General features: G+C 31.4%; 20 protein-coding genes and 2 tRNA genes. 2 read left to right on the top strand and 20 right to left on the bottom strand.

Annotation, left to right across the window (positions count from 1 at the left end; all coding sequences use genetic code 11):
* Positions 1-5 precede the first annotated feature (5 nt).
* From KJ971_00500 to uvrB, 13 genes are all read right to left on the bottom strand, one after another.
* Entirely contained in the window at positions 6-494 is a 489-nt protein-coding gene (locus KJ971_00500; protein MBU1144320.1) for a hypothetical protein, read from the bottom strand.
* Positions 491-886 carry a peptide-methionine (R)-S-oxide reductase MsrB gene (gene msrB, locus KJ971_00495; GenBank protein ID MBU1144319.1) on the bottom strand — a complete coding sequence of 132 codons (396 nt, stop codon included), beginning with the start codon at positions 884-886 and terminating at the stop codon, positions 491-493. The genes KJ971_00500 and msrB overlap by 4 nt, the downstream gene beginning before the upstream one ends.
* 156 nt (positions 887-1042) lie before the next feature.
* A complete protein-coding gene (locus KJ971_00490; protein MBU1144318.1) occupies positions 1043-2209 on the bottom strand; it encodes a diguanylate cyclase in 1167 nt (388 codons plus the stop codon).
* Between the two features lie 86 nt (positions 2210-2295).
* Positions 2296-3531 (bottom strand): arginine deiminase, encoded by a 1236-nt coding sequence (gene arcA / locus KJ971_00485; GenBank protein MBU1144317.1) that lies wholly within the window; start codon positions 3529-3531, stop codon positions 2296-2298.
* 36 nt (positions 3532-3567) lie between these two features.
* A complete protein-coding gene (locus tag KJ971_00480; protein ID MBU1144316.1) occupies positions 3568-4956 on the bottom strand; it encodes a tryptophanase in 1389 nt (462 codons plus the stop codon).
* 299 nt (positions 4957-5255) lie between these two features.
* Entirely contained in the window at positions 5256-6602 is a 1347-nt protein-coding gene (gene rlmD / locus KJ971_00475; GenBank protein ID MBU1144315.1) for a 23S rRNA (uracil(1939)-C(5))-methyltransferase RlmD, read from the bottom strand.
* A gap of 3 nt (positions 6603-6605) precedes the next feature.
* Positions 6606-7820 (bottom strand): L-serine ammonia-lyase, iron-sulfur-dependent, subunit alpha, encoded by a 1215-nt coding sequence (locus KJ971_00470; GenBank protein ID MBU1144314.1) that lies wholly within the window; start codon positions 7818-7820, stop codon positions 6606-6608.
* A gap of 170 nt (positions 7821-7990) precedes the next feature.
* Entirely contained in the window at positions 7991-8383 is a 393-nt protein-coding gene (locus KJ971_00465) for a hypothetical protein (GenBank protein MBU1144313.1), read from the bottom strand.
* 13 nt (positions 8384-8396) lie between these two features.
* Positions 8397-8861: a DUF2089 domain-containing protein gene (locus KJ971_00460; protein ID MBU1144312.1), complete on the bottom strand. Its 465-nt coding sequence runs from the start codon at positions 8859-8861 to the stop codon at positions 8397-8399.
* 30 nt (positions 8862-8891) lie between these two features.
* Positions 8892-9239, bottom strand: coding sequence for a hypothetical protein (locus KJ971_00455; protein ID MBU1144311.1), 348 nt, complete (start codon positions 9237-9239; stop codon positions 8892-8894).
* An 18-nt stretch (positions 9240-9257) separates the two neighbouring features.
* Positions 9258-9428 carry a hypothetical protein gene (locus tag KJ971_00450; GenBank protein ID MBU1144310.1) on the bottom strand — a complete coding sequence of 57 codons (171 nt, stop codon included), beginning with the start codon at positions 9426-9428 and terminating at the stop codon, positions 9258-9260.
* Between the two features lie 240 nt (positions 9429-9668).
* Positions 9669-10112, bottom strand: a complete 444-nt coding sequence (locus tag KJ971_00445) for a VanZ family protein (GenBank protein ID MBU1144309.1) — start codon at positions 10110-10112, stop codon at positions 9669-9671.
* On the bottom strand, positions 10109-12073 hold the full coding sequence (gene uvrB / locus KJ971_00440; GenBank protein MBU1144308.1) for an excinuclease ABC subunit UvrB: 1965 nt from the start codon (positions 12071-12073) through the stop codon (positions 10109-10111). The genes KJ971_00445 and uvrB overlap by 4 nt, the downstream gene beginning before the upstream one ends.
* 87 nt (positions 12074-12160) lie before the next feature.
* Between uvrB and KJ971_00435 the strand changes: the two genes are divergently transcribed.
* Positions 12161-13795, top strand: coding sequence for a B12-binding domain-containing radical SAM protein (locus KJ971_00435; protein MBU1144307.1), 1635 nt, complete (start codon positions 12161-12163; stop codon positions 13793-13795).
* Positions 13796-13825: 30 nt separating this feature from the next.
* Here KJ971_00435 and pfkA read toward each other — a convergent pair whose 3' ends face one another.
* From pfkA to KJ971_00410, 5 genes are read right to left on the bottom strand one after another with little or no spacing between them, the layout of a single operon-like run.
* On the bottom strand, positions 13826-14776 hold the full coding sequence (gene pfkA / locus KJ971_00430) for a 6-phosphofructokinase (GenBank protein MBU1144306.1): 951 nt from the start codon (positions 14774-14776) through the stop codon (positions 13826-13828).
* Between the two features lie 6 nt (positions 14777-14782).
* The gene (locus tag KJ971_00425) at positions 14783-17842 is read right to left on the bottom strand and encodes a DNA polymerase III subunit alpha (GenBank protein ID MBU1144305.1); all 3060 of its coding nucleotides are present in this window, start codon (positions 17840-17842) and stop codon (positions 14783-14785) included.
* A 46-nt stretch (positions 17843-17888) separates the two neighbouring features.
* Entirely contained in the window at positions 17889-19247 is a 1359-nt protein-coding gene (locus KJ971_00420; protein ID MBU1144304.1) for a hypothetical protein, read from the bottom strand.
* Positions 19248-19303: 56 nt separating this feature from the next.
* On the bottom strand, positions 19304-20494 hold the full coding sequence (locus KJ971_00415; GenBank protein MBU1144303.1) for an acetate kinase: 1191 nt from the start codon (positions 20492-20494) through the stop codon (positions 19304-19306).
* A gap of 21 nt (positions 20495-20515) precedes the next feature.
* On the bottom strand, positions 20516-21448 hold the full coding sequence (locus tag KJ971_00410) for an N-6 DNA methylase (protein ID MBU1144302.1): 933 nt from the start codon (positions 21446-21448) through the stop codon (positions 20516-20518).
* A 237-nt stretch (positions 21449-21685) separates the two neighbouring features.
* On the opposite strand from KJ971_00410, the gene yidD reads away from it, so the two are divergent.
* Positions 21686-21976, top strand: a complete 291-nt coding sequence (gene yidD, locus KJ971_00405) for a membrane protein insertion efficiency factor YidD (GenBank protein ID MBU1144301.1) — start codon at positions 21686-21688, stop codon at positions 21974-21976.
* A 66-nt stretch (positions 21977-22042) separates the two neighbouring features.
* On the opposite strand, the gene KJ971_00400 is transcribed toward yidD, so the two are convergent.
* A tRNA-Leu gene (locus KJ971_00400) sits at positions 22043-22126 on the bottom strand.
* A 24-nt stretch (positions 22127-22150) separates the two neighbouring features.
* Positions 22151-22226, bottom strand: a tRNA-Lys gene (locus tag KJ971_00395).
* Between the last annotated feature and the right edge of the window lie 64 nt (positions 22227-22290).

Raw genomic sequence — 22290 nt, 5'->3', positions numbered from 1 at the left:
AGTCGTTATTCTGATTTAGGATTTGGCAATTTACACTTAGAGTGATTGATCTCATGAAATAACCAAAGCATACCTATTAACAATATTCCAAAAGAAATAAATTTATACGGAAGCCCAGCCAGCGGTAAAGCGGCCACTGATAAGGTGATGCCAATTGTTGCAAAAAATGCTATTACACATGGAGTACATCCATAAGTCATGATTCCAAAAAAAACTGCAACACTACTTAAAAAAGTTCCTTTTCCTTCTTTGCCTGTAAATTTAACCAAAGCTGAACTTAAATTCATCATAAAAGCACTTAAAAAAGACATTATAATGTTTAGTAAAATATTAATTACCACCAAGTAAGTCCCATATTCTTCTACCATTAACAGATATCCACCATTTAAATAATCTAATAAAAAATAAAGTGTTAAAAAAAAGCTTGCAATAATCATCCCTTGTACAATAAACCGTTTTTGTTTTTGCATATTTAGTATAAGTTTTAACATCATTTCTCCCTTTCAAACAAAGACAGATATTCTTCGTATTCTGACCCTATTAATTTTTCCAAAGGAACAAATTCTAAAGATGCAGAATTAATACAATATCTCACTCCACCTGTTTCTTTTGGCCCGTCATCAAAAAGATGTCCCAAATGAGAATGAGAGTCCTCGCTTGTTACTTCAATTCGAAGTAGATGATGACTTACGTCTTTCTTAAGTTCTACTTTTCCAAGTGACTTGGAAAAACTTGGCCATCCACACATTGAATCAAATTGGTCTAGCGTTGAAAACAATGGAGTTTTTGAAATTACATCTAAATATATTCCTGAATGTTTGTTATTCCAATATAGATTGTCAAAAGGTGGTTCAGTTGCTTTGTTTTGTGTCACTTCATATTGCATTTTTGTTAATTTTATTTTTAAATCATTCTTACTTTTGATTGTCACTTCTCTCACCGCTTTAAAAATAGTATACCATATGAACGTTCTTCAAGAGTGATAGATGCTTGGTGAAATTACACCATAAAAAAAGCAATTGAATTTCAATTGCTTTCCTGATTATTTATAAATTGTAATTTTATTTTTTCCAGTGTTTTTTGAAACATACATTGCTTTATCGGCTTGTATAATTAATTCCTCCGCATCGCATACTCGATTCCATTCAGAAAGTCCAATGCTCACTGAAATTTGCATTTCAAGCTCTTCGGGAAGAGAAATTTTTAAAATGTTTTGTTTGATTTTCTCACTAATAGCCTCTGCCTCTTTTGGTGTTGTATTAGGAAAAATAATTAAAAATTCATCTCCGCCATATCTTGAGCAGATGTCGATATTTCTAGTATTATAAAGGATAACCTCAGCAACAGCTTTAAGAACTTTATCTCCCGTATTGTGGCCATAGTTATCGTTTATTTCTTTAAAGTAATCTACATCAAGCATCACAAGAGATAAAGGATTATTTCTAAATTTTGCTTCTCTTAATGCTTTTCTAAGCTTTAAGTCTTGGTAACGTTTGCTATAAAGACTTGTTAAGTAATCTTTATCCAATGCTTCAGAACGAATATTGACTAACTGGTATAATACATAGGTTGCTAAGCCTGTCAAACACATAAGTCCTATTGCAATCACAATTCGCACAGAAGTAATCAATCCTTGTACATAAGATAAAGAAAAATCGACACCAACTACTCCAATAATCTCATCGGTTTCATGATTAATAATAGGGGCAAATCCTGATAAACACTCTCCCCACACTGGGTAAGTTTCAATACTAGTTGCTACAGGGATTCCTTCGACAAAAGCTTGGCGTTCTAATTCATACATTACATCTTCCGATCCAATTGGTGAAAAAAACTCACTTTCTTGATCTTCTCCATCGATAAGATAAACAATGGTAGCATCATCAATCATTTTTTCAGTATAGATATAATCTGCACCAGTTTGTGTTCTTAAGTTATAAAAAATGGTTAACATTTTTTGATAATATACTTCGTCGTAAGTTCCTTCTGAATAGTCTTCAATTTCGAATAGTTCTTGATAGGAATCAATATCTTGCTCCACTAATTCCGCCACTGAAATAGCTACATTTTCGGCATTTCTACCCAATTCTTCTACAATAAGCGTTTTTATATTTGCGTATAAAATATATCCCGGAATCGAGCAAACAATTGCACTAAAACTAAATATAATTAATATTATCACAAATCTATTTTTAATGGATGAAAGCATTGTTTAGCTCCTTTTTTTAAAGTATATGTCTTTCATTATACCTAATGAATAAAACAAGTCAATCCTTTGCTGAAAAATGAATCTGATTATTCTTGAATATTTTCTCGATAAAGAGGCATGCTCATACACCTTGGTCCGCCTCTACCCCTCGATAATTCCCCTGAAAGAATGGGGTGGACTTTGATACCGTGCTTGGTTAACAAATCGTTTGTGATGTGATTTCTTTCATAAACAATGACTTCTCCTGGTCGAATAACTATGGTATTTGCTCCATCATTCCATTGTTCTCTATCAGAAGACACAACATCGTCGCCACCACAAGGAATTAAGGTAATTTTTTGATTTAGATATTTTTCTAAAATCATATCAATTTTACCTTCAATTGGTAATACAGTTAATTTATTTTTATGTGTTTTACTTCTAGTTAATTCAAATACTTTAATATCGTGTCTTAATTCGTTATGAATTAAAAATTTACCATAATCTACTTGAGTAAAAATAGTGTCAAGATGCATAAAAGATCTGCTTTTTGGAATATCAAAAGCAAGAATTGTCTCGAACGTGGTTTTATAATTATAAAATAGATTTTTTGCTAATTTCTCAATAGCTGCAGGATGTGTTCTTTGGCTTACTCCAACTGCTAATATTTTATCATTCAGCACGACAATATCTCCGCCTTCAATAGAAGACAAATATGTTCGGTTGTAATAAAGTGGAATCGTATCGTTTCCATAAATGGGATGATATTTAAAGATGAATTCTCCGTATATGGTTTCTCTACTTCTTGTAAATGTATACATTTTACTGATTGAAACTCCGTTTCCGATAACTGAAAATGGGTCTCTAGTGAAATATAAATTTGGCATTGGATCTGTCACAAACGGATAATCTCTTATATAGTCTGTTAACGTTCTTTTTGTAAAATTAGGTACTTCAGATTTTCGAATACCAGACATCGTTTTTTCGACCATTTTTTTTGTTGTTGTACATGCGTGTAAATAATCTGATAAAACAATTTTTAAAGTATCACTTGTTACATGTGCCTCTTCAATAAATTGTTCAATAAATTGATTTTTAATGCTTTCAGATGAATCGAGAGCTTCTGAAACCAAATCAGAAAGATACAGAACTTCTACTCCATTTTTTCTGAATACTTCAGCGAATTGGTCATGTTCTTTCTTTGCTAAATCTAACCAAGGAATATCATCAAAAAGCAGTTGTTCTAACCACTTAGGAGTTAAGTTTTCAAGTTCTCCTCCTGGTCGATGCAGAAGTACTTTTTTTAGATTCCCTATTTCAGAATTTACTTGTAAAACACTCATAAAATATTCCTCCTTAAATATACAATTTAATTAACGTTATTGAATGGGCTTAAATCTAGCGGTAAAATGTCTTAAAATTGGTGATTCATAAATAAATTCAACACCTTTGATAGTATCTCGCCTAAGATATACTTTTATCAAACATTCTGCAACATAATCTAAGTGTTGAAATGTATAGGTTCTTCTTGGTATTGTAAGTCTCAAAAATTCGATATCTGCTTTCATATTTTTCAGCGAATCCGGATTTCTTCCTAAAAGCAAAGATCCGATTTCAACAGCGCGTATTCCGCCTTCTAAATATAATTCATTACAAACAGCGTGAGCTGGAAATTGATGATAAGGTATTTGTGGGCACATTTTTCCACAATCCACAAAAACCGCATGTCCTCCAGTAGGATATTGAATAGGAATTCCTGCAGAAAGTAATTTGTCTCCTAAGTATTTGACTTCATCAATGCGGTAAGCCAAATAATCTTCTTCTAAGGCCTCTTCTAATCCAACCGCTAACGCATCCATGTCTCTTCCTGCTAAGCCACCATAAGTTGGAAATCCTTCCATAAGAACAATTCTAGTTTGACATCTTTTGAATAATTCTTCATTAGATTTAATTGCAATTAATCCGCCAATATTAACGAGTCCATCCTTTTTAGCGCTCATTAAAAAAATGTCAGCTAATGCAAATGTTTCTTTGGCGATATCTATAATTTTAGTATCTTGATATCCTTCTTCTCTTTGTTTTATAAAATAAGAGTTTTCTGCATATCTGGCCCCATCAATTATAACTGGAATGCGATAATGAGAAGCTATTTCTGAAACTTGTTTCATATTTGAGATACTTACTGGTTGTCCTCCTGCGGAGTTATTTGTGATAGTCATAATAATGCCAGCAATATTTTGGGCTTGATATTTTTCAATAATTTGTTCCAATTTTACTATATCAAAATTACCTTTAAAAGGAGCATAATGTTCTAAGTCAAAACACTCTTTACAAACACAATCAATGGCTCTAGCTCCCGCCATTTCAACGTGTGCCCTTGTCGTATCAAAGTGAATATTACTAATAAAATACATGCCCGGATGTTTTATTAATTCGGGTATCACTACTTGTTCTGCCCCTCTGCCTTGGTGAGCAGGCATAATATACTTATAGCCCGTAATTTCTTTTACTACTTTCTCTAGACGATAGTAACTAGATGATCCCGCATAGGATTCATCTCCTTGCATTAATGCTGCCCATTGAAAATGGCTCATTGCGCCTGTTCCAGAATCTGTAAGAAGATCAATAAAAATATCTTCACTTCGAAGTTGAAAGGGATTGTAACCAGCCTCTTTTAATTTGATTTTTCTTTTTTCGTGTGTAATCAAATGAATCGGTTCCACCATTTTAATCTTATATGGAGGAATAGCATAACTCTTTTGCATCATTTCATCCTTTCTAATCTATATTTTTTTAGCTAGAATCATCTAGCGCTTTCTGACATAGGGGTATGGAAGTCAACAAACGAAAACAACCGATACTGAATCGAGTTGAGAATTAGAAAATGATCTCACACCCAAAGACAAAAACGGTTATATTTCGCTTTAAAATTGATTATGTATAAAAACATAAATTTCTTAAATTTAAATAGATGTTTTTATCAAATTTTAATTTGATTTAATTTTAAAAATGCATTTAATCGTCTTCTGCTTTTAAACATGAAGATTTTCTCATAGCCAATAACTGGTTACTTTAATTCAAGTAAAGTTACCGACTCAACATGTATGGTTTGTGGAAACATATCAAATGGTGTAATCTCTTTTACAGTATATCCACCATTAACTAAGAAACGCAGATCTCTTCCAAGGGTTGCTTGGTCACAAGATACATAAACTACTTTTGGTATCTTCATGGATAAAATCATATCAAGGAATTTTTTGTCGCATCCTTTTCTTGGAGGATCAATAAATATTACGTCAAAATTAAACTTTTTCCATTTTGTAATAACCGTTTCGGCATCTCCAACTTCAAAAAAAGCATTTTGAATATTGTTTTTTTCTGCATTTTTTCTCGCATCTGCGATTGCTTGTTTTACAACATCAATTCCAAAAATTTTATATGAATTTTTAGCTGCATTTAAGCCAATAGCTCCAATACCACAATATGCATCGATTACTTTATTTTTTCCTGTAAGTCCGGCATATTCTAGTGCTTTTATATATAATTTTTCAGCTTGATACGTATTAGTTTGGAAAAAAGAACGATATCCAATTTCATAAGTGATTTCGTTTATTTGATCCGTTAAAAAATCTTTTCCATATAATACATTTATTTTATCTGTAGAAAGTGGCGACTCATCTTTTGTCACTGTATAAGCGATTCCAACAATCTCAGGAATTTTAGTGATTAATTTTTTTACAAACATATCTTGATAAGAAATTGTATCTTTTGCTAAGTGTAATAATAAAACAATCTCCTTATTTAAAGCCGACTCACGAATAACAGCAGACTTAAGAATCCCAATTTTAGATACATCGTCATATGCAAAAATAGAAAGTTCATTACAAACATTTTTAAGTAGCGTTAATAGTTCAAAAGATTTTTTTGACATGATATAACATTCTTCTAAATTTACCAAATGATGTGATTTAGCTTTAAAAAATCCCGCTTCTATTCCTTTTTCAGATTGTCTAAACTTTATTTCAACTTTATTGCGATAAAAATAAGGATTAATCATCCCTGACATTTCTTTAACTTCTGTTTCTTCGAGTCCAACATGTTTTAAAGCTGCTTCAACACGATATTTTTTAAAACTTAGTTGAACATCATAATCCATGTGCATTAATCCACACCCACCGCATTCATAAAAATGCTTGCATTTAGGCGCTACCCGATAAGGGCTTCGTTCAAGCCTTTCAATTACCTTGCCAAACCCATAATTTTTTCTTCGTTCTGTGACTAAAATTTCTGCTCTTTCGCCTTTTAATAAATCTTCCACAAATACGGTATATCCGTCTTCTAATTTGCATACTCCTAGCGCATCATGTGTTAAATCAATGGCTTTTACAATTGTGGTTGGTGTTAAATCTTCCATAAATTAATTCGTTCCTTCCTCGCCTTTGATTTTTGTGTACAATAATGCTAATCCGCCAATACCCGTTTCTCGGTATTTTGTATGAATGTCTTTTCCAGTTAAATACATGGTTTCAATAACCATATCTAATGAAATTTTTCTTGATTTTGATAGGAAAAACGCTAATCCGCAAGCATCGATAGCTCTTAAAGCACCAACTGCGTTTCTTTCAATACAAGGAATTTGCACATACCCTAGAACGGGATCACAAGTCAATCCTAAATGATGTTCTAAAGAAATTTCTGCAGCATATTCTATTTGATTAATTGATAAATTAAATAATTGAGCATGCATAGAAGCCGCCATAGCTGATGCACTTCCGATTTCTGCTTGGCATCCCGCAATTGCGCCGCTTATAGAAGCGTTGTGTTTAATTAAATTACCAATTAAACCGGCAGTCGCTAAAGCTTTAATGCATGTTTCTTTCTTAAAGTGATGTTTTTCTTTCATATATCGAAGTACTGAAGGCAGAACTCCTGAAGATCCACAAGTCGGGGCTGTAACAACAAGATTTCCGCTTGCGTTTTCTTCTGCAACGGCGTAAGCATAAGCGCTCACTAATCTACTTTCTGTTATTTCAGAAGGCTCATTTTCAAATACCTTGTTTAATAATTGTTTTGCTTTACGACGAATTCCTAAAACGCCTGGTAAAATACCTTCATTTCGAAGACCTCTATCAATGGAATCATTCATCACTTGATAAATCGTATGAAGAAAGTTCCAAATGTCTGGTCCTTCAAATTTCTCAACGTATTCATATAATGTCAAATTAAATTCTTGGCAGTGTTTTTTTATTTCATCAAAGGTTTGATGAGGATATACTTCTTTTGAAATATAATCTTCTTCACCTTCAATTAAAACCGATCCCCCACCAACGCTAAAAACTCTAGAAAAATATGTTTTTCCCGTTTTAGAATACCCATAAATTTCTAGTGTATTCGGGTGACTTTGATGAAAGGATTCATCAAAAACGACTTCGACGTCATTTAAAGTTTTTTTAATAACGTAATCGGTTAAGTGACCTTTTCCAGTTAATGCAAGTGAGCCATATAATATGACTTTAAAAGTACTTGCATCAGGATGTTTTTCTTTAAATTGTAAACAAGCTTTTTGAGGCCCCATCGTATGCGAGCTAGAAGGTCCGTATCCAATCTTATACAGTTCCTTTATTGAATTCATACATTCCTCCACAAAAAAACCGCTTGTAATTATTATACCATATTTAGTGGAAAAATATAAGAGTCGTTTTGCGAAATCAAAAAAGACTTGCGTTATTTACACAAGTCTTTTTGATTCAAATAATTACTTAATTCATTTCTGTGATTTAGAAAGAGTTATAAGAAATATTCCTATTCAACTAAAATTCTTACGATATCTCCATCTGCAGATTTTACATTTACAATTTCACCAATTGCACCACTATTAATCATTTGGATTAACATATCTACATCAATGTCCATATCGTTTAGTTCCACTGATCCTAAATTGAATTTTTTGCTTTTTAATAACTTAGCAAATTCAATTGGTAATTCAATTCGAACTTCGTCTCCATCAGCTGAATCTACATATACTTTTAACATTCTAAATTGATTCTTTTTTTGAGTTGTGATTACTTCTTGCTCTTGTTCTTTTGCATCTCCAATTGCAGAGAGTAACTTTTCTGCATCCTCAGGAGTAATAATTCCTTTCGTAAGCAATTCTAATATTTTCATTCTTTCTTGTTTTAGTTCATCTTTTCCCATTGTTTTATCCTCCTTATTTAATTTTCTTTAGCAATGCAGAGGCAGCTTCTACGCTTAATTCTCCGCTATTAATTTTTTCTAAAATTTCAAACTTTGACATCTTAGGTCCTTTTTCTTCTACTACTGGTTCTTCTGGCGCACTTGCATCAGGTGAATAGCCTAATTCTAAAATAACATCATCCAACATTTTTTTGATGGTTGGGTAACTTAGATCCATCTCTTTTTCAATGGCTTTAATATTTCCGCGATTTTTCACGAATATTTCAATGAAATAAAGTTTATCTGTATCTAAGTAATTAAATTTGGAAAGTGTAAACTTGCCTTCTAAAGCCGAGCCACAATTTTCGCAGTGTAATCTCTCTACTACAAAATCATTATGGCATACAGGGCACTCAGAAATTACGGGGTATGATGCTTTAGCTTTTGTTACTTCTTTGAAAATGTTTAATCCTTCTCTTTTAAACTTTAATTTGTCCATTTTTTCCATTACTCATTTCTCCTCTGATTTTTATATAGTTTTAATAATTATTTTTTCGCCAGATTTGGCATTTACAGACAGTTTAATTCCTCGATAAGATATCATCCGAAGCAATTCATCTTTTGGCATAGGAAGTGTATCTTCATCAATGTTTTTTGCTAATCGCAATCCAAATTTAACAAGAAATAAAGGAAGTGGCAGTAAAAACAAAACTCCCAAAAAACGATTAACTCCTTTTTCTTCTGGAATGCGTATTTTTAGTTTCACAAAATGAGCTCGCCTCATTTTTGTCTTAGTTCCTTTTGGATACAATTCTTTATAAGCCTCTTTAGGGCTTATTTCATTTTCACGCAATTGAAACAATACATTGTTTACCATTATTCTTCCTCAACATTCTTAACAATTTTTTTGAATAGCGTTAATATCTAAGTAATTTAAATTTGCATATCTAATTTTTTCATAATGCAATCTGTCATTATCGATGCTTTGAAATTTTTCAATTGCATAGTCTTGATTAAAGACAAGATATTCTGGGATAACTAGATGATTGAATTTTGTGCGTTTCATATTATCACTCCTTTTTAAATGGATGTCTAGGTAATTTTAATTATTCTTCTTTGTTTTGGGTTACTAGTTTTTTTAAAGTGCTATAAAACTTTTTATTTCGCTTTCTTAATTATGATTTCATTTAATCTGTTGATTTTCAAGTAAAATATTAACTTTTTTAACTTGCACCTTAATTATATTAACTTTTTAATAAAAAAGCAAGTGTTTTTTTAAAATAATTTTAAAATAATTTAAAACGTCTCATAAATGAGACGTTTCTTTTGTATTTTTTTTTGATATTAGCTGAAAAATTAGGCTTCCAAGCACAAACCCTGGAAAATCAAAGATTAAGGAGTCAATTATGCTCGGCCCTCTATTTTCACTAAAGAATTGAATGAATTCATCAAAAAGTGCAATAAATAATCCAAAAATAATTAATTTCCAAATTGAAATGCGAAAAAATATAAAGGTTATACTCCAAGTGATGCCTAAGAGAAAAAATTCTGTAAAATGAGCTAACTTCCGAATAACTAAATGAAGTGTATCAATGTCAAGCAAACTATTCGGAAAAACGGAAAGAAAGAAATCGTACATTTTTGTGGTTATCGATAAGCTTAGAGAGGTAGATTCTTCTCCAGAAACGAAAGACATCGAAAATACAAACATTGTTAAAACGATTGAAAGTAAAAGCGATAAGTACTTCACTTTATATGCCCTCTTAAGTCAAAAATAATATCTCTTAGTTCTGCTGCGCGTTCAAAGTCTAATTCTTTAGCCGCTAAAAGCATTTGTTTTTCTAAGATGGATATACTTTTTTCAATTTCTTTTTTTGAAAGATGTTTATAATCAATGTCTTTTGATTTTTCATCAACTTTAAGCGAAATCGATTCGTGTATTGGTTTTAGGATTGTTTTTGGTTCTATATGATATTTTTCATTATATTCTTCTTGTATACTTCTTCTACGATTTGTTTCATTTATTGCATAATTCATAGAGTCCGTAATTCGATCTGCATATAAAACGACTTTTCCATTTACATTTCTTGCCGCCCTACCAATGATTTGAACCAAGGCTCTTGCGCTTCTCAAAAAGCCTTCTTTGTCAGCGTCTAAAATAGCAATAAAAGAAACTTCAGGTAAATCCAAACCTTCTCTTAAAAGATTAATTCCAACTAGAATATCAAAAACTCCCAACCTTAAATTCCGAATAATTTCCATTCTTTCGAGTGTTTTAATTTCCGAATGAAGATAAGCTACTTTGTATCCTAGATTTTTGAGATATTCGGTCAAATCTTCACTCATCTTTATTGTTAAGGTTGTAATTAATATTCTTTCTTTTCTCAAAATAGTGCTTTCTATTTCACCAATCAAATCATCTATTTGATTTAAAGAAGATCTTACAATGACTTCTGGGTCAATTAATCCTGTTGGTCGAATGATTTGTTCTATGATTTTTTCGGCTCTTTCGGTTTCAAAATCACCCGGAGTTGCGGATACATAAATAACTTGATTAATTTTATTTAAAAATTCTTCAAAATTCAATGGGCGATTATCCAGAGCGCTCGGTAATCTAAACCCATATTCGACCAAAGTCTGTTTTCTAGAACGATCTCCATTATACATTCCCCTAACTTGCGGAAGCGTCACATGAGATTCGTCGACAATGAGTAAAAAATCATCTGGAAAAAAATCAATTAAGACTGACGGAGTCTCTCCTTCGTTTCTTAACGAAAGATGCCTTGAATAATTTTCGACTCCACTACATGAACCCATTTCTTTTAGCATTTCTAAATCATACATAGTCCTTTGGGTAATTCTTTCTGCTTCAAGAAGATGGTTTTGTTCTTTAAAATATTTAGTTCTTTCTATTAATTCAGCTTTAATACGCGCAATTGCTTCATCTAATTTGGTTTTATCCGTCAGAAAGTGTGATGCTGGAAACAAAGACAAGACTGTAAAATCTTGATAGATTTCTCCTGTAACGATGTTAAATTCACGAATTCTTGAAATTTTATCAAAATCAAACTCAACTCGTATTCCATTTGTTTTTTCATAAGGAGGTAAAATTTCTACCACGTCTCCTCTAACCCGAAAACTACCTCTTACAAAGTCAATGTCGTTTCTGACATACAAAATATTTACAAGTTTATTTAAAAGTGCATCTCTTCCTGAAGAATCTCCTACTCTTAAAGTTGCCATTCCTTTTTTATATTCTTCTGGATCTCCAATTCCATAAATACAAGAAACCGATGCAACAACAATGACATCTCTTCTTTCTAATAAAGAAGAGGTTGCTGCATGTCTCATTTCATCAATCTCATCATTGATTTGAGAGTCCTTTTCAATGTATAAATCCGCTCCAGGCATATAAGCTTCTGGCTGATAATAATCATAATAAGAAATAAAGTATTCTACTCTATTTTCAGGAAAAAAGTTTTTAAATTCTGAATACAATTGCCCTGCTAATGTTTTGTTGTGAGCGAGCACTAAAACAGGTCGATTGACTTGTTCAATTACCTGACTAATTGTATATGTTTTTCCCGTGCCAGTCGCACCCAATAGAACCTGTTCTTTTACGCCTAAATTTAAATTTCGAACGAGCTCTACTATTGCTTTGGGTTGGTCTCCTGTGGGGGAATAATCTGAGACTAATTTAAATCGATCCATCTATATCACCACACTTAAAAGTATACCATAATCTAAATTTAAATTGGTTAAAATGTTGTTATCTGTTAAAATAGAATTGGTGATAAGATGAAAATCCTTTTCGTTTCAATTGATTCAAAATATATACACACAAATCTTGCGGTTCGTTATTTAAAAGCGAACTGCTCTTCTTATTCAACAATTATAGAATTTACTATTAAAGATTCTCTTGAGGTTATGTACCAAAAAATTTTAAATGAGACTTTTGATGTTATCGCATTTAGTGCTTATATTTGGAATATTGAAATCATTCAAACATTAACACAAAAATTAAAACAAAACAGTGATTGCATCATATTGTGGGGTGGCCCTGAAGTCAGTTATGACCCCGATTATTTTTTAGAACATTTTTTAGTAGATGCTATTATTTCTCAAGAAGGAGAAATCGCCTTCAACGAGTACGTATTAGCTCTTGAAAATCACTTGCCACTAAGGGATGTTCCCAATCTTGTTTATAAAGAAAGCGGCAAAATTATTCATAACAGACAAGAGTTAATTAAAGATTTAAATTCCCTTAAAACTCCATATTATTTTGAAGAAGATGTTTCATCCATTCCTAACAAAATTCAATATATCGAAACATCAAGAGGTTGTCCTTTTCACTGTTCTTACTGTTTAGCTTCTCTTGATAATAAAGTTCGTTTTTTTAATATTGAGCGAGTAAAAAATGATATCGAATATCTAATTGAAAAAGGAGCAAAAACATTTAAGTTTTTAGATCGAACTTTTAATACCAATCCAATCTATGCTAAAGAAATCTTTGATTTCATTATAAAGCATTCACTCCCAAACACTAGTTTTCAATTCGAAATAACAGGAGATATCTTACCAAAAGAACTAATTGAATATATCAATTCGAATGCTCCAAAAAATTTAATTCGCTTTGAAATTGGTATTCAGTCTACAAATCTATTGTCAAATTTGGCAGTGGATAGACATCAAGATACTTTAAAATTATTTGATACAATTTCTTTGATACAAAAAGGGGCTATTATTGACTTGCATCTTGATTTAATTGCAGGATTGCCTTATGAAAATCTAGTTTGTTTTGAAAAAACATTTAATGAAGTCTTTTCTCTTTATGCAAAAGAACTCCAATTAGGTTTTTTAAAAATGCTTAGAGGAACTAAAATTAGAAAAGAAGCCTTGCAATACGGGTATGAATTTGATTTTTTTGCCCCTTATGAAATCACCAAAACTCATGAATTAACCAAAGAAGATTTAAACAAAATACATATTGTAGAATCTATGCTTGAACTCTATTGGAACAAAGGCTTTATGAACCATACTATTAAATCTTTAACGAATTGCCTTCCTTCTTCTTTTGCTTTTTTCTTACAACTCGGGACGTACTATAAGCAAAATAATTATAATCTTCATCGATATCAATTAAGTGATTTGTTTAAATGGTTTTATCTTTTTATTTTAAAATTTTATTTAGAAGAAAGCGAAACTGTTTTAGCAAATTTAAAATTTGATTATTTAAATCACTTTCGCATTAAACCACAAATTTGGTGGAATCAATCAAAGATTAACAAAAACCAATTAATTCGAGATTTCTTTTCTAAAAATCAAACTATTAAGATAGATGATTTGTATAAATATGGGATTGTTACAACTTTTCTTAATCAATATTTGCTTTTTGTATATTTTCCAAATCAAACCTTACATTTTATGTTTTAAGATAAAAAAAGAGCTCAATTTGAGTTCTTTTTAATTTAATTTTGGTAGATAAGAATATAAGTCTGTTATTTTCTTTTCTTTACTTAATGCATCAAAAATATCACAATAATCAATTTCGATTCCTTTTGAGAAAACAGCTTTCCCACCAAGACCCTTTTCTAATAATTCAACTGCAAAGGAGCCCATTTTACTTGCAAGAACACGATCAAACGCACTAGGTGTTCCACCTCTTTGGATGTGACCTAAAACGGTCGCTCTAGATTCATAATCCGAACTTGCTTGAATATCTCTTGCTAAAACACCTACATCCGTTATATTTTCAGCTGCTACGATAATTAAATGCCTTTTCCCAATTGATTTGGCATAATGTACTTGTTTTAGAACGTCTTCTTTGTTAAATCCTGTTTCTTTTGTAATTACAATTTCTGCGCCACATGCAATTCCTGAAAAAATGGCTAAATCGCCACAATCTCTTCCCATGACTTCTACCACTGTACATCTTTGGTGAGAAAAGGATGTATCTCTTAATTTATCGATTGCTCCAATTGCAGTATCTAATGCCGTAAAAAATCCAATGGTATATTCTGTTGATGCAATGTCATTATCAATGGTTCCAGGTAAAGCAATGCAATTTATTCCCATTTCTGTTAAAGCCATGGCACCTCTGTATGTACCATCTCCACCAATGACTACTAACGCATCAATTCCGTTTTGTTTTAAATTATTAACGGCTATTTCACGAACTGAATATTCTTTAAACTCATTTAATCTAGAAGATCCCAATATGGTGCCTCCCCGATTCAGTATTTGTCCAACATCGTTTCGTTCTAATTTTTTTATTTTGCCTTCAACTAACCCTTTATAGCCATCATATATGCCATAAGCACCCATTCCACAATGAATTGCAGTTCTAACAACCGCTCTAATGGCGGCGTTCATACCAGGCGCATCTCCACCTGATGTTAATACTCCAATATTCATAATTTTTCACCTTCCTATTTTTTTGATTTGTTTGATAATTACTTGTTTGCCTTTGTTTCTCATATCTAAAGTACCTTGAATCAGTAACGCATCATTAATAATTAAATCCTTTTTGCATTGTTCATAATCTTCAGGAAATAATACTCCTTCAATTTCTGAAAATTGGTCTTCAATCCATAAAAAGGCCATTAAATCTCCTTTTTTAGTTTTAATTGGTTTTATCTTACGAATAACCCCCGCAAATTCGATGTGACCTATAGTTTGATCGATGATATCGCTCACTAAAGGAATTTGTTCTTTTTCCAACAAATCAATGTATTGATTGATTGCGTGATAACTCAAATTAATCCCGATTAATTCTTTTTCTTGTTTTTGAAGATATTCATAATCATATTCTAAAAACTCAATGTATACAAAATCTTCTTCTTTTGCGACTAATCCCAAACTTAAGAACCCAGAAATTTGTTTTATGTTTTCAATCAAAGTTTTTTTTGTTTGAGGGAATTCGTCAAACATTCCAATTAAAATCATTGATTCAATAACCCTTATATTAATATCTTTTGCTCGAGACATAAAATCAATAAAACTATTAAACGGTCTTACTTCTTTCATTTCTTCAAGACGGGCACCAATAATTGTCCCTATGTTTCGTATGCCTAAATACGGAAATCGCAAGTGGTTGTTTTCTAACTTATATCGTTTCTCAGATTCATTAATTCTTGGAGGATAGACTTTAATGCCTAATTTCCGACAGTCTCGAATATAATCCGCTGTAGCAGTTTGAGACCCGATGGATGCGTCTAACAATACTGCCATAAAATAGGTAGGATAATTAGCTTTTAAATAAGCCATCCAGTAAGCAATTAGGCTATAGACAACGGAATGACTTTTATTAAATCCGTAATTTGCGAACTTAACAATATAATCATAAATTTCATTGCTTATCACTTCTGATTGATTCTTTTCTTTGGATTTACGTATAAATTTATCTCTTTCTTCAATTAAAATGGATTCTTTTTTCTTGCTGACCGCTCTTCTTAATACATCGGCTTCTCCAAGAGAATATCCTGCAAAAGAATTCGCGATTTTCATAATTTGTTCTTGATAAACGATAATTCCTTGAGTGGATTTTAAAATAGATTCTAAGTCCGGATGAGGATAATGCACTTCTTCTTGATGCAATCTTCTTTTTAAGAAAGTAGGAATATTTTCCATTGGTCCTGGTCTAAAAAGCGCTATGCAAGTTGAAATATCTTCAAAATTTTCAATTTGCATTTGACGAAGTAAACTCATCATTCCTTTTGATTCTAATTGAAAGATTCCTAACGTATTGACGTTCTTTAATAATTGAAAAGTCAACTGGTCGTCCATCGGTATTTTATAGATATCGAGTACTTCTCCAGATTCTTTAAAAATTAAATCTAATACTTTGTCAATTGTAGTTAAGTTTCTAAGACCTAAAAAATCAATTTTAAGTAATCCCAGTTCTTCTAGATCTGAGGCTTCAAATTGGGTTTGGTACATATCCATTAATCCATTTTGTACCGGAACATAATTTGTAATTTCTTGATCCGTTATGATAATTCCTGCAGCGTGAGTAGAAATGTGACGTGGTAATCCTACTAGTTTTGTCGCTACTTGAAAGAGTTGGTTCACTTCTGGGATTTCCATTAAATAACTATATTTTTGTGGTTGATCTTTGATAAATTCAAAAATAGAATTATCGCTTTCACCAACATAAGTGGTTACTTCGCTTACGATCGTGTCGCTAATGTTTAGTATTCTTGCTGTGTCTCTTAGCGCGCTTTTTCCTTGAAATGTCCCAAACGTAATAATGGAAGTAACATGATCTTTTCCATACTTATTAACAACATATCTGATGACTTCGTCTCTTTTATCATCCGGAAAGTCCATGTCAATATCAGGCATTGTGATACGTTCTGGATTTAAAAAGCGTTCAAAGTATAAATCAAATTCTAGTGGATCGACGTCAACAATCCCTAACACATAAGAAACAAGAGATCCTGCAGCAGAACCTCTTCCTGGTCCTACTAAAATATGATTTTTTTTCGCATACAAAACAAAATCCCATACGATTAAGAAATAATCATCATAATTCATTTGATGAATTACATTTAGTTCATAATTTAAACGTTCTTGATAAGTTATAAAGCCATATTTTGTGGATTTTTTTGTTTGAAGTCTTCTCTTTAACCCATTTTCTGCAAGTGCCTTTAAATAATGGTGTGCCTCATGGTTATTAGGAACAAGAAATTTTGGAAGATGTCGTTTTGTAAAATCAAAATTAAAATCAATGGAATCGATTAAGTCATATGTGTTTTGAATGGCTTTAGAATAATCTTGATACATTTGTGTCAAAACATCTAGTGATTTTAAATCAAATATGCTTTCTTCATTAACAAACAAACCATCTTGAATTTGATGTTGTTCTTTTAAAATGCTTTTCAAAATTGTAGCTGCGTAACGATCTTCTTTTTCAAGATAATTGACTTGATTTATGACAATCATTTTTCCTAGGTTTTTTAATTCTGGTGCGATTTTCATTTCTATTGTAAAATTATTTAAATCAAGCCCTAAAAAATAATCATCAAATATTTTTTCGTAATTTCGAACCAAATCATTTGCTTTTCCTAAATCATTTGATAACAAGGCTTGATATATATCACCTTGTGAAGTCATGGAAATGATGATTAAGCCATGTTGATATTTTTGGAGTTCTTCTAACGGAATTACTTTATCTATTGTTCCTAAATAAGTGCTTATTTTAATTAGATTTAAATATCCTTGTTGATTTTTGGCATAAAGTAAAAATGGAGTTTGAACTAACTCGTTATTTTTAAGATAAATTTGCATACCAATGAGTGGCTTAATTCCTGACTTTTTGCAAAGCTGATAGAACTTTACTGCGCCGTAAAGGTTATTGACATCTCCAATTCCTAGCGTAAGATATCCAAGTTCTTTTGATTTTAAAACAAGCTTTTCAATGTCAATTAAACTACCATTAAACGAGTATCCTGTTTGAATAAATAAGTTAAAATTTATCACATTATCACCAATTTGATTATATCACATCTATAAACTTAATGAAATCTTATTTCTTGCGGAAAATCAGAAACAATCCTAAAAGAATTAACCCACCTAATAAATATTGAAGTTCATTAAACGGTTGTACATTTTCTTCTTCTATAGAATCTTCTTGAGATTCAAAAACTGAAAAATGATACATTTGATACGTTTCTTCTTTATACATAAGTATCACTTCATACTCTCCAGGAGAATCCACAAAATACGAATTTAAAATATATTCGCCATTAATATAAGCTTCTCCGTTTACTTGAATCAAAACATTTTCTTCATAACTTATCCCATCTTCAATTCCGGATAAACTAGGTAGAATTTCAAAATGAATCTGTTTTTCATAGTTTTCAACTCCGAAAAGTTTTAAAAGATAGTCTCCCGGAACAGTCAAAAGTTCTCCAGTATATATTTTTTCATTAATTTCTACATATACGGCATTCGTATAAATACGAATAGATTGTGATTCTTGATATCCTTCAAAAACAGGAAGAACTTGAGGATGAATACTAAAATGAATTTGTTTTGTAAATCCATTGACTCCTTTCACTTCTAATTGATAATTCCCCGGAGAAGATATTGTATCCCCTGAATTATATAGTTCGTTATTAAGCCACAATTCACCTAATGAATGAATAATGACGTCTTCATTATATTCTGAATAATCAATGACCCCTTCTATGAGGGGCTCAAGCGATATGTCAAATGAAAAATCAAGATTTCTCAATTCAATGTGGTATATACCAGGGGTATCAATTAATATTTCACTTACAAACGCGTCATTTACAACAATCACTCCTTCATATAGATATCTAAATTCTCCTATTTGATTGTAATTTGGAGGGATTAAATCATTCACTTCAAGTTGTTCGTTTACACAGATGTGCTCATTAAATATTGTTGTTAGTACAAATTGATTTTCGATAATATTATAATTGGAAAATTCATCATATAGAATGACTTTTTCAAGTAAATTTCCATCTAAGTCAAATCGAAGTATTTCAGTTGAACGATATCGATAAGTTTGATAAGGATACAAAATTCCATAATTTTTATTGATAATTCCAATTGAATCATTTGAAAAAACGATTCCAAGTTCAAAGGATTCTATATAGCCCATTTCATATAATACAATATGTTCTTCTGTGGACGTCGTCGTGTTATAGACAATTAAAAGTCCGTTCACATCGTCTCTTTCAGTTTCTCTTTGAAATCCATAGATATATAAATACTCTTCTTTTTGAATGGCTCCATTAATGGTGTAAGTGAATCCTGAATTTGGAGTTAAGATAGGAATATCAATGGATTCGGCGTTTATCCAATTGAAATGAAAGAAACAAAAAGCAAGAAAAGAAATAAGTCCTATTTTTTTCATATAAAAAACCTCCTAAGCCTTTTTAAAATACTACGCCTTGGAGGTTTGTTTTCTGTTTATAAAGAAATGAGTTTTACGGTGTCTCTTGCAATCATTACTTCTTCATTGGTTGGAATTACAAATACTTTAACTTTAGAATCATCAGTTGAAACAAGTTTTTCAACGCCTCTACAATTGTTTTTGATTAGATCGATTTTAACTCCTAAAACACTTAATCTATCTATAATGTTTTCTCTGGTTGTCGGTGCGTTTTCACCAATTCCTGCCGTAAAGATTATGGCATCTGCTCCGCCCATGTATACATAGTAACTTGCAATGTAGTCTGCGATTCTTTTCGCTTGAATGTTAATAGCTAAAGAAGCTCTATGATTCCCTTCTTCACTGGCTTTTACTAAATCTCTAGAATCAGATGAAAGTCCAGAAACTCCGATATATCCTGAAAATTTATTTAAAATATTCGTAATCTCTTTTACGGATTTATGTTTTTTATTCATCATGTATTCAATAATAGCAGGATCAATATTTCCCGATCTTGTCCCCATTGGAATTCCTTCAAGTGGAGTGAATCCCATTGAAGTATCGACTGATTTTCCAGCTTTTACAGCACAGATAGACGCGCCATTTCCGATGTGAGCTACAATAACATTCACATCTTCTGGTTTCTTTCCAAGTAATTCAGCTGCTCTAATCGAAACATATTTATGCGAAGTTCCATGAAAACCGTATTTTCTAACTTGATAATGTTCATACCAATCATAAGGAACTGCATATAAGAAAGCTTCTTCTGGCATTGTTTGATGAAAAGCCGTATCAAAAACAGCAACTTGTTTTACATCTGGCAAAATTTTCTTAAATGCTTTAATCCCTGTTAAATTTGGAACCAAGTGTAGAGGGCCTAAATCGATAATGCTTTCAAGTATTTCTATTTCCTTTTCAGTAATAATGCAAGAATCAGTTATGACGCTCGCGCCATGAACCACTCTGTGTCCTATCCCATTGATTTCATCAAAAGAAGAAATAATGTTGAAGTCGATTAAGCGCTCCAATAACATTTTTACAGCTTCACTATGATCCTCAATATCTTTAATTTCTTCAATTTTTTCTCCATTTAACTTAATGGAAAAAACGGAATCTTTCATTCCAATTCTTTCGACAATCCCACTTGTAATTATTTTTTCAGAAGGCATTTCTAAAAGTTGAAATTTAAGGGATGAACTTCCTGCATTTACTGCGATAATTTTTAACATTCTTTGTATTCTCCTGCCTTATTAGGTTCTTTCTTCAAACCATTTATTTATTTTTTTTATTGCTATTTGTACACCTTCTTGATCTTCAAAAGAAGGAATTTCTGCTAATAAAACTACATCATTTTTCAACTCTTCTTTCGTGCATTTTTGAAGAATTAAAACGCTTTTACCAATTCCTTTAAACATGGATATTGGCAACTGAATTAACCCAAGAACTTTCCACATGTCGATAATCGATTCTTTAAAAGCAACACTTCCTGAAACGGTAAAAAAATCATTCGGAATAATACCGATAAAATAGCCATCATTCCTTAAATTATGATAATGATGTTTAATGACTTCATAAGGAAAATATGGTTCATTAATTTTATCTAATGTAGGAAAATCTGTCACAATTAAATCAGAAGCTATATTATTAAAAGTAAGTGTGTCTTGAAAAAATAAATTATCTTTGTAGTCCATCATATCAAACAAAGCTCTTGCTAATTTATAACTTTCTTCGTTGTGTTCAACTCCAATTAATTCTACTTCAGCTTCGATGTGATTCCCAATACAGGTAAGTAAATTCCCTGTACCAATTAAAGGATCAAATATAAGTTTTAATGTTTGGTTATGATATAACTTATCAACTAGATAAGCGATAAAGATTCCTATTGTATCAGGTGTTATGTCTTGATTGTTTCTATTTGAATGTTTTAATCCTTTTAAAATACTAAGTTGAAGCGCTTTTCGAACTTCTTCTTTTTTAAAATCAATCGAATAAATTTTATGTATTAAAGCGAATAATTTTAATTTTGCATCTTCGTTTATATCTTGTAAAATTTCTTGAGATAAAATGTTTTCGCATGTAAAAACAATTCCCGCTAAATAGGTTGTGTTTATTGTCTCAAAAAAAATCATACTTGATTCATCGATAACTTCATAAATTAATTCAATATTTGTTTGATTTAACATAATCTCACCATTTAATTATTCTAACACATTTGCTTTATTTTAACAACAAAATTATGCCTGTTTTCAATAAAGCTATTGTTTGAATAATCCTTACATATCGAAATAGTATTTGATTCTTATCACAACATGAATATTTATTCATATTGTAAGAAAAATCATTTGTGTCAAATGAAACTTATTATTCCATTATCATTGTGATTTTTTTGTTTTACTGGTACAATAATATCGGTGAGAAATATGAAAAAATTAATCATAAAATTAATTAAAAGCTATCAAAACGCCACTTCAAATAAAAATCCAACTTGTAGGTATCGTCCTTCTTGTTCGAACTATGCAATCGATGCTTTTCAAAATTATAATATCTTTTCAGCTACTTTTTTAACTATTTGGAGAATTCTTCGCTGTAATCCTTTATCAAAAGGAGGCTATGATCCTATTCCTAAATATAAGAAGGAACTTAAAAGACAACTCAAAGAGGAAAAAGAAGCCGCATTAAAAGAAGAAAATGAAAAACATAAAGATAGTTAACTTAAAAAGAAAAATCAGTCAGAAATTCTGACTGATTTATTTTTTTTACTTATCAAAACGAATGTTTGGTGCGGGTAACAGGACTTGAACCTGCACTCACTGGGAACTAGATCCTAAGTCTAGCGCGTCTGCCAATTTCGCCATACCCGCAGTAAATAATGATAAATAAAAAAATGGTGACCCGCAGGCGATTCGAACGCCTGACCCTTTGATTAAAAGTCAAATGCTCTACCAGCTGAGCTAGCGGGTCAAAAAAAACTGGCTGGGCTAGGTAGATTTGAACTACCGATCTCGGAGTCAAAGTCCGATGCCTT

This window comes from Bacillota bacterium, from assembly GCA_018818595.1.
Taxonomy (GTDB): Bacteria; Bacillota_I; Bacilli_A; order Izemoplasmatales; family Hujiaoplasmataceae; genus JAHIRM01.
Note: the sequence above shows the minus strand (reverse complement) of the source record. Positions and strands in the feature narration are given on the sequence as shown.

Excerpts from the sequence above, each read along its gene's own strand:
- KJ971_00480 (MBU1144316.1), bottom strand. The coding sequence starts at position 4,956 with ATGATGCAAAAGAGTTATGCTATTCCTCCATATAAGATTAAAATGGTG.
- msrB (MBU1144319.1), bottom strand. The coding sequence starts at position 886 with ATGCAATATGAAGTGACACAAAACAAAGCAACTGAACCACCTTTTGAC.
- KJ971_00450 (MBU1144310.1), bottom strand. The coding sequence starts at position 9,428 with ATGAAACGCACAAAATTCAATCATCTAGTTATCCCAGAATATCTTGTC.
- pfkA (MBU1144306.1), bottom strand. The coding sequence starts at position 14,776 with ATGAATATTGGAGTATTAACATCAGGTGGAGATGCGCCTGGTATGAAC.
- KJ971_00460 (MBU1144312.1), bottom strand. The coding sequence starts at position 8,861 with ATGGACAAATTAAAGTTTAAAAGAGAAGGATTAAACATTTTCAAAGAA.
- rlmD (MBU1144315.1), bottom strand. The coding sequence starts at position 6,602 with ATGGAAGATTTAACACCAACCACAATTGTAAAAGCCATTGATTTAACA.
- uvrB (MBU1144308.1), bottom strand. The coding sequence starts at position 12,073 with ATGGATCGATTTAAATTAGTCTCAGATTATTCCCCCACAGGAGACCAA.
- KJ971_00420 (MBU1144304.1), bottom strand. The coding sequence starts at position 19,247 with ATGAAAAAAATAGGACTTATTTCTTTTCTTGCTTTTTGTTTCTTTCAT.
- yidD (MBU1144301.1), top strand. The coding sequence starts at position 21,686 with ATGAAAAAATTAATCATAAAATTAATTAAAAGCTATCAAAACGCCACT.
- KJ971_00470 (MBU1144314.1), bottom strand. The coding sequence starts at position 7,820 with ATGAATTCAATAAAGGAACTGTATAAGATTGGATACGGACCTTCTAGC.
- KJ971_00435 (MBU1144307.1), top strand. The coding sequence starts at position 12,161 with ATGAAAATCCTTTTCGTTTCAATTGATTCAAAATATATACACACAAAT.
- KJ971_00490 (MBU1144318.1), bottom strand. The coding sequence starts at position 2,209 with ATGCTTTCATCCATTAAAAATAGATTTGTGATAATATTAATTATATTT.
- arcA (MBU1144317.1), bottom strand. The coding sequence starts at position 3,531 with ATGAGTGTTTTACAAGTAAATTCTGAAATAGGGAATCTAAAAAAAGTA.
- KJ971_00500 (MBU1144320.1), bottom strand. The coding sequence starts at position 494 with ATGATGTTAAAACTTATACTAAATATGCAAAAACAAAAACGGTTTATT.
- KJ971_00415 (MBU1144303.1), bottom strand. The coding sequence starts at position 20,494 with ATGTTAAAAATTATCGCAGTAAATGCAGGAAGTTCATCCCTTAAATTT.
- KJ971_00455 (MBU1144311.1), bottom strand. The coding sequence starts at position 9,239 with ATGGTAAACAATGTATTGTTTCAATTGCGTGAAAATGAAATAAGCCCT.
- KJ971_00465 (MBU1144313.1), bottom strand. The coding sequence starts at position 8,383 with ATGGGAAAAGATGAACTAAAACAAGAAAGAATGAAAATATTAGAATTG.
- KJ971_00410 (MBU1144302.1), bottom strand. The coding sequence starts at position 21,448 with ATGTTAAATCAAACAAATATTGAATTAATTTATGAAGTTATCGATGAA.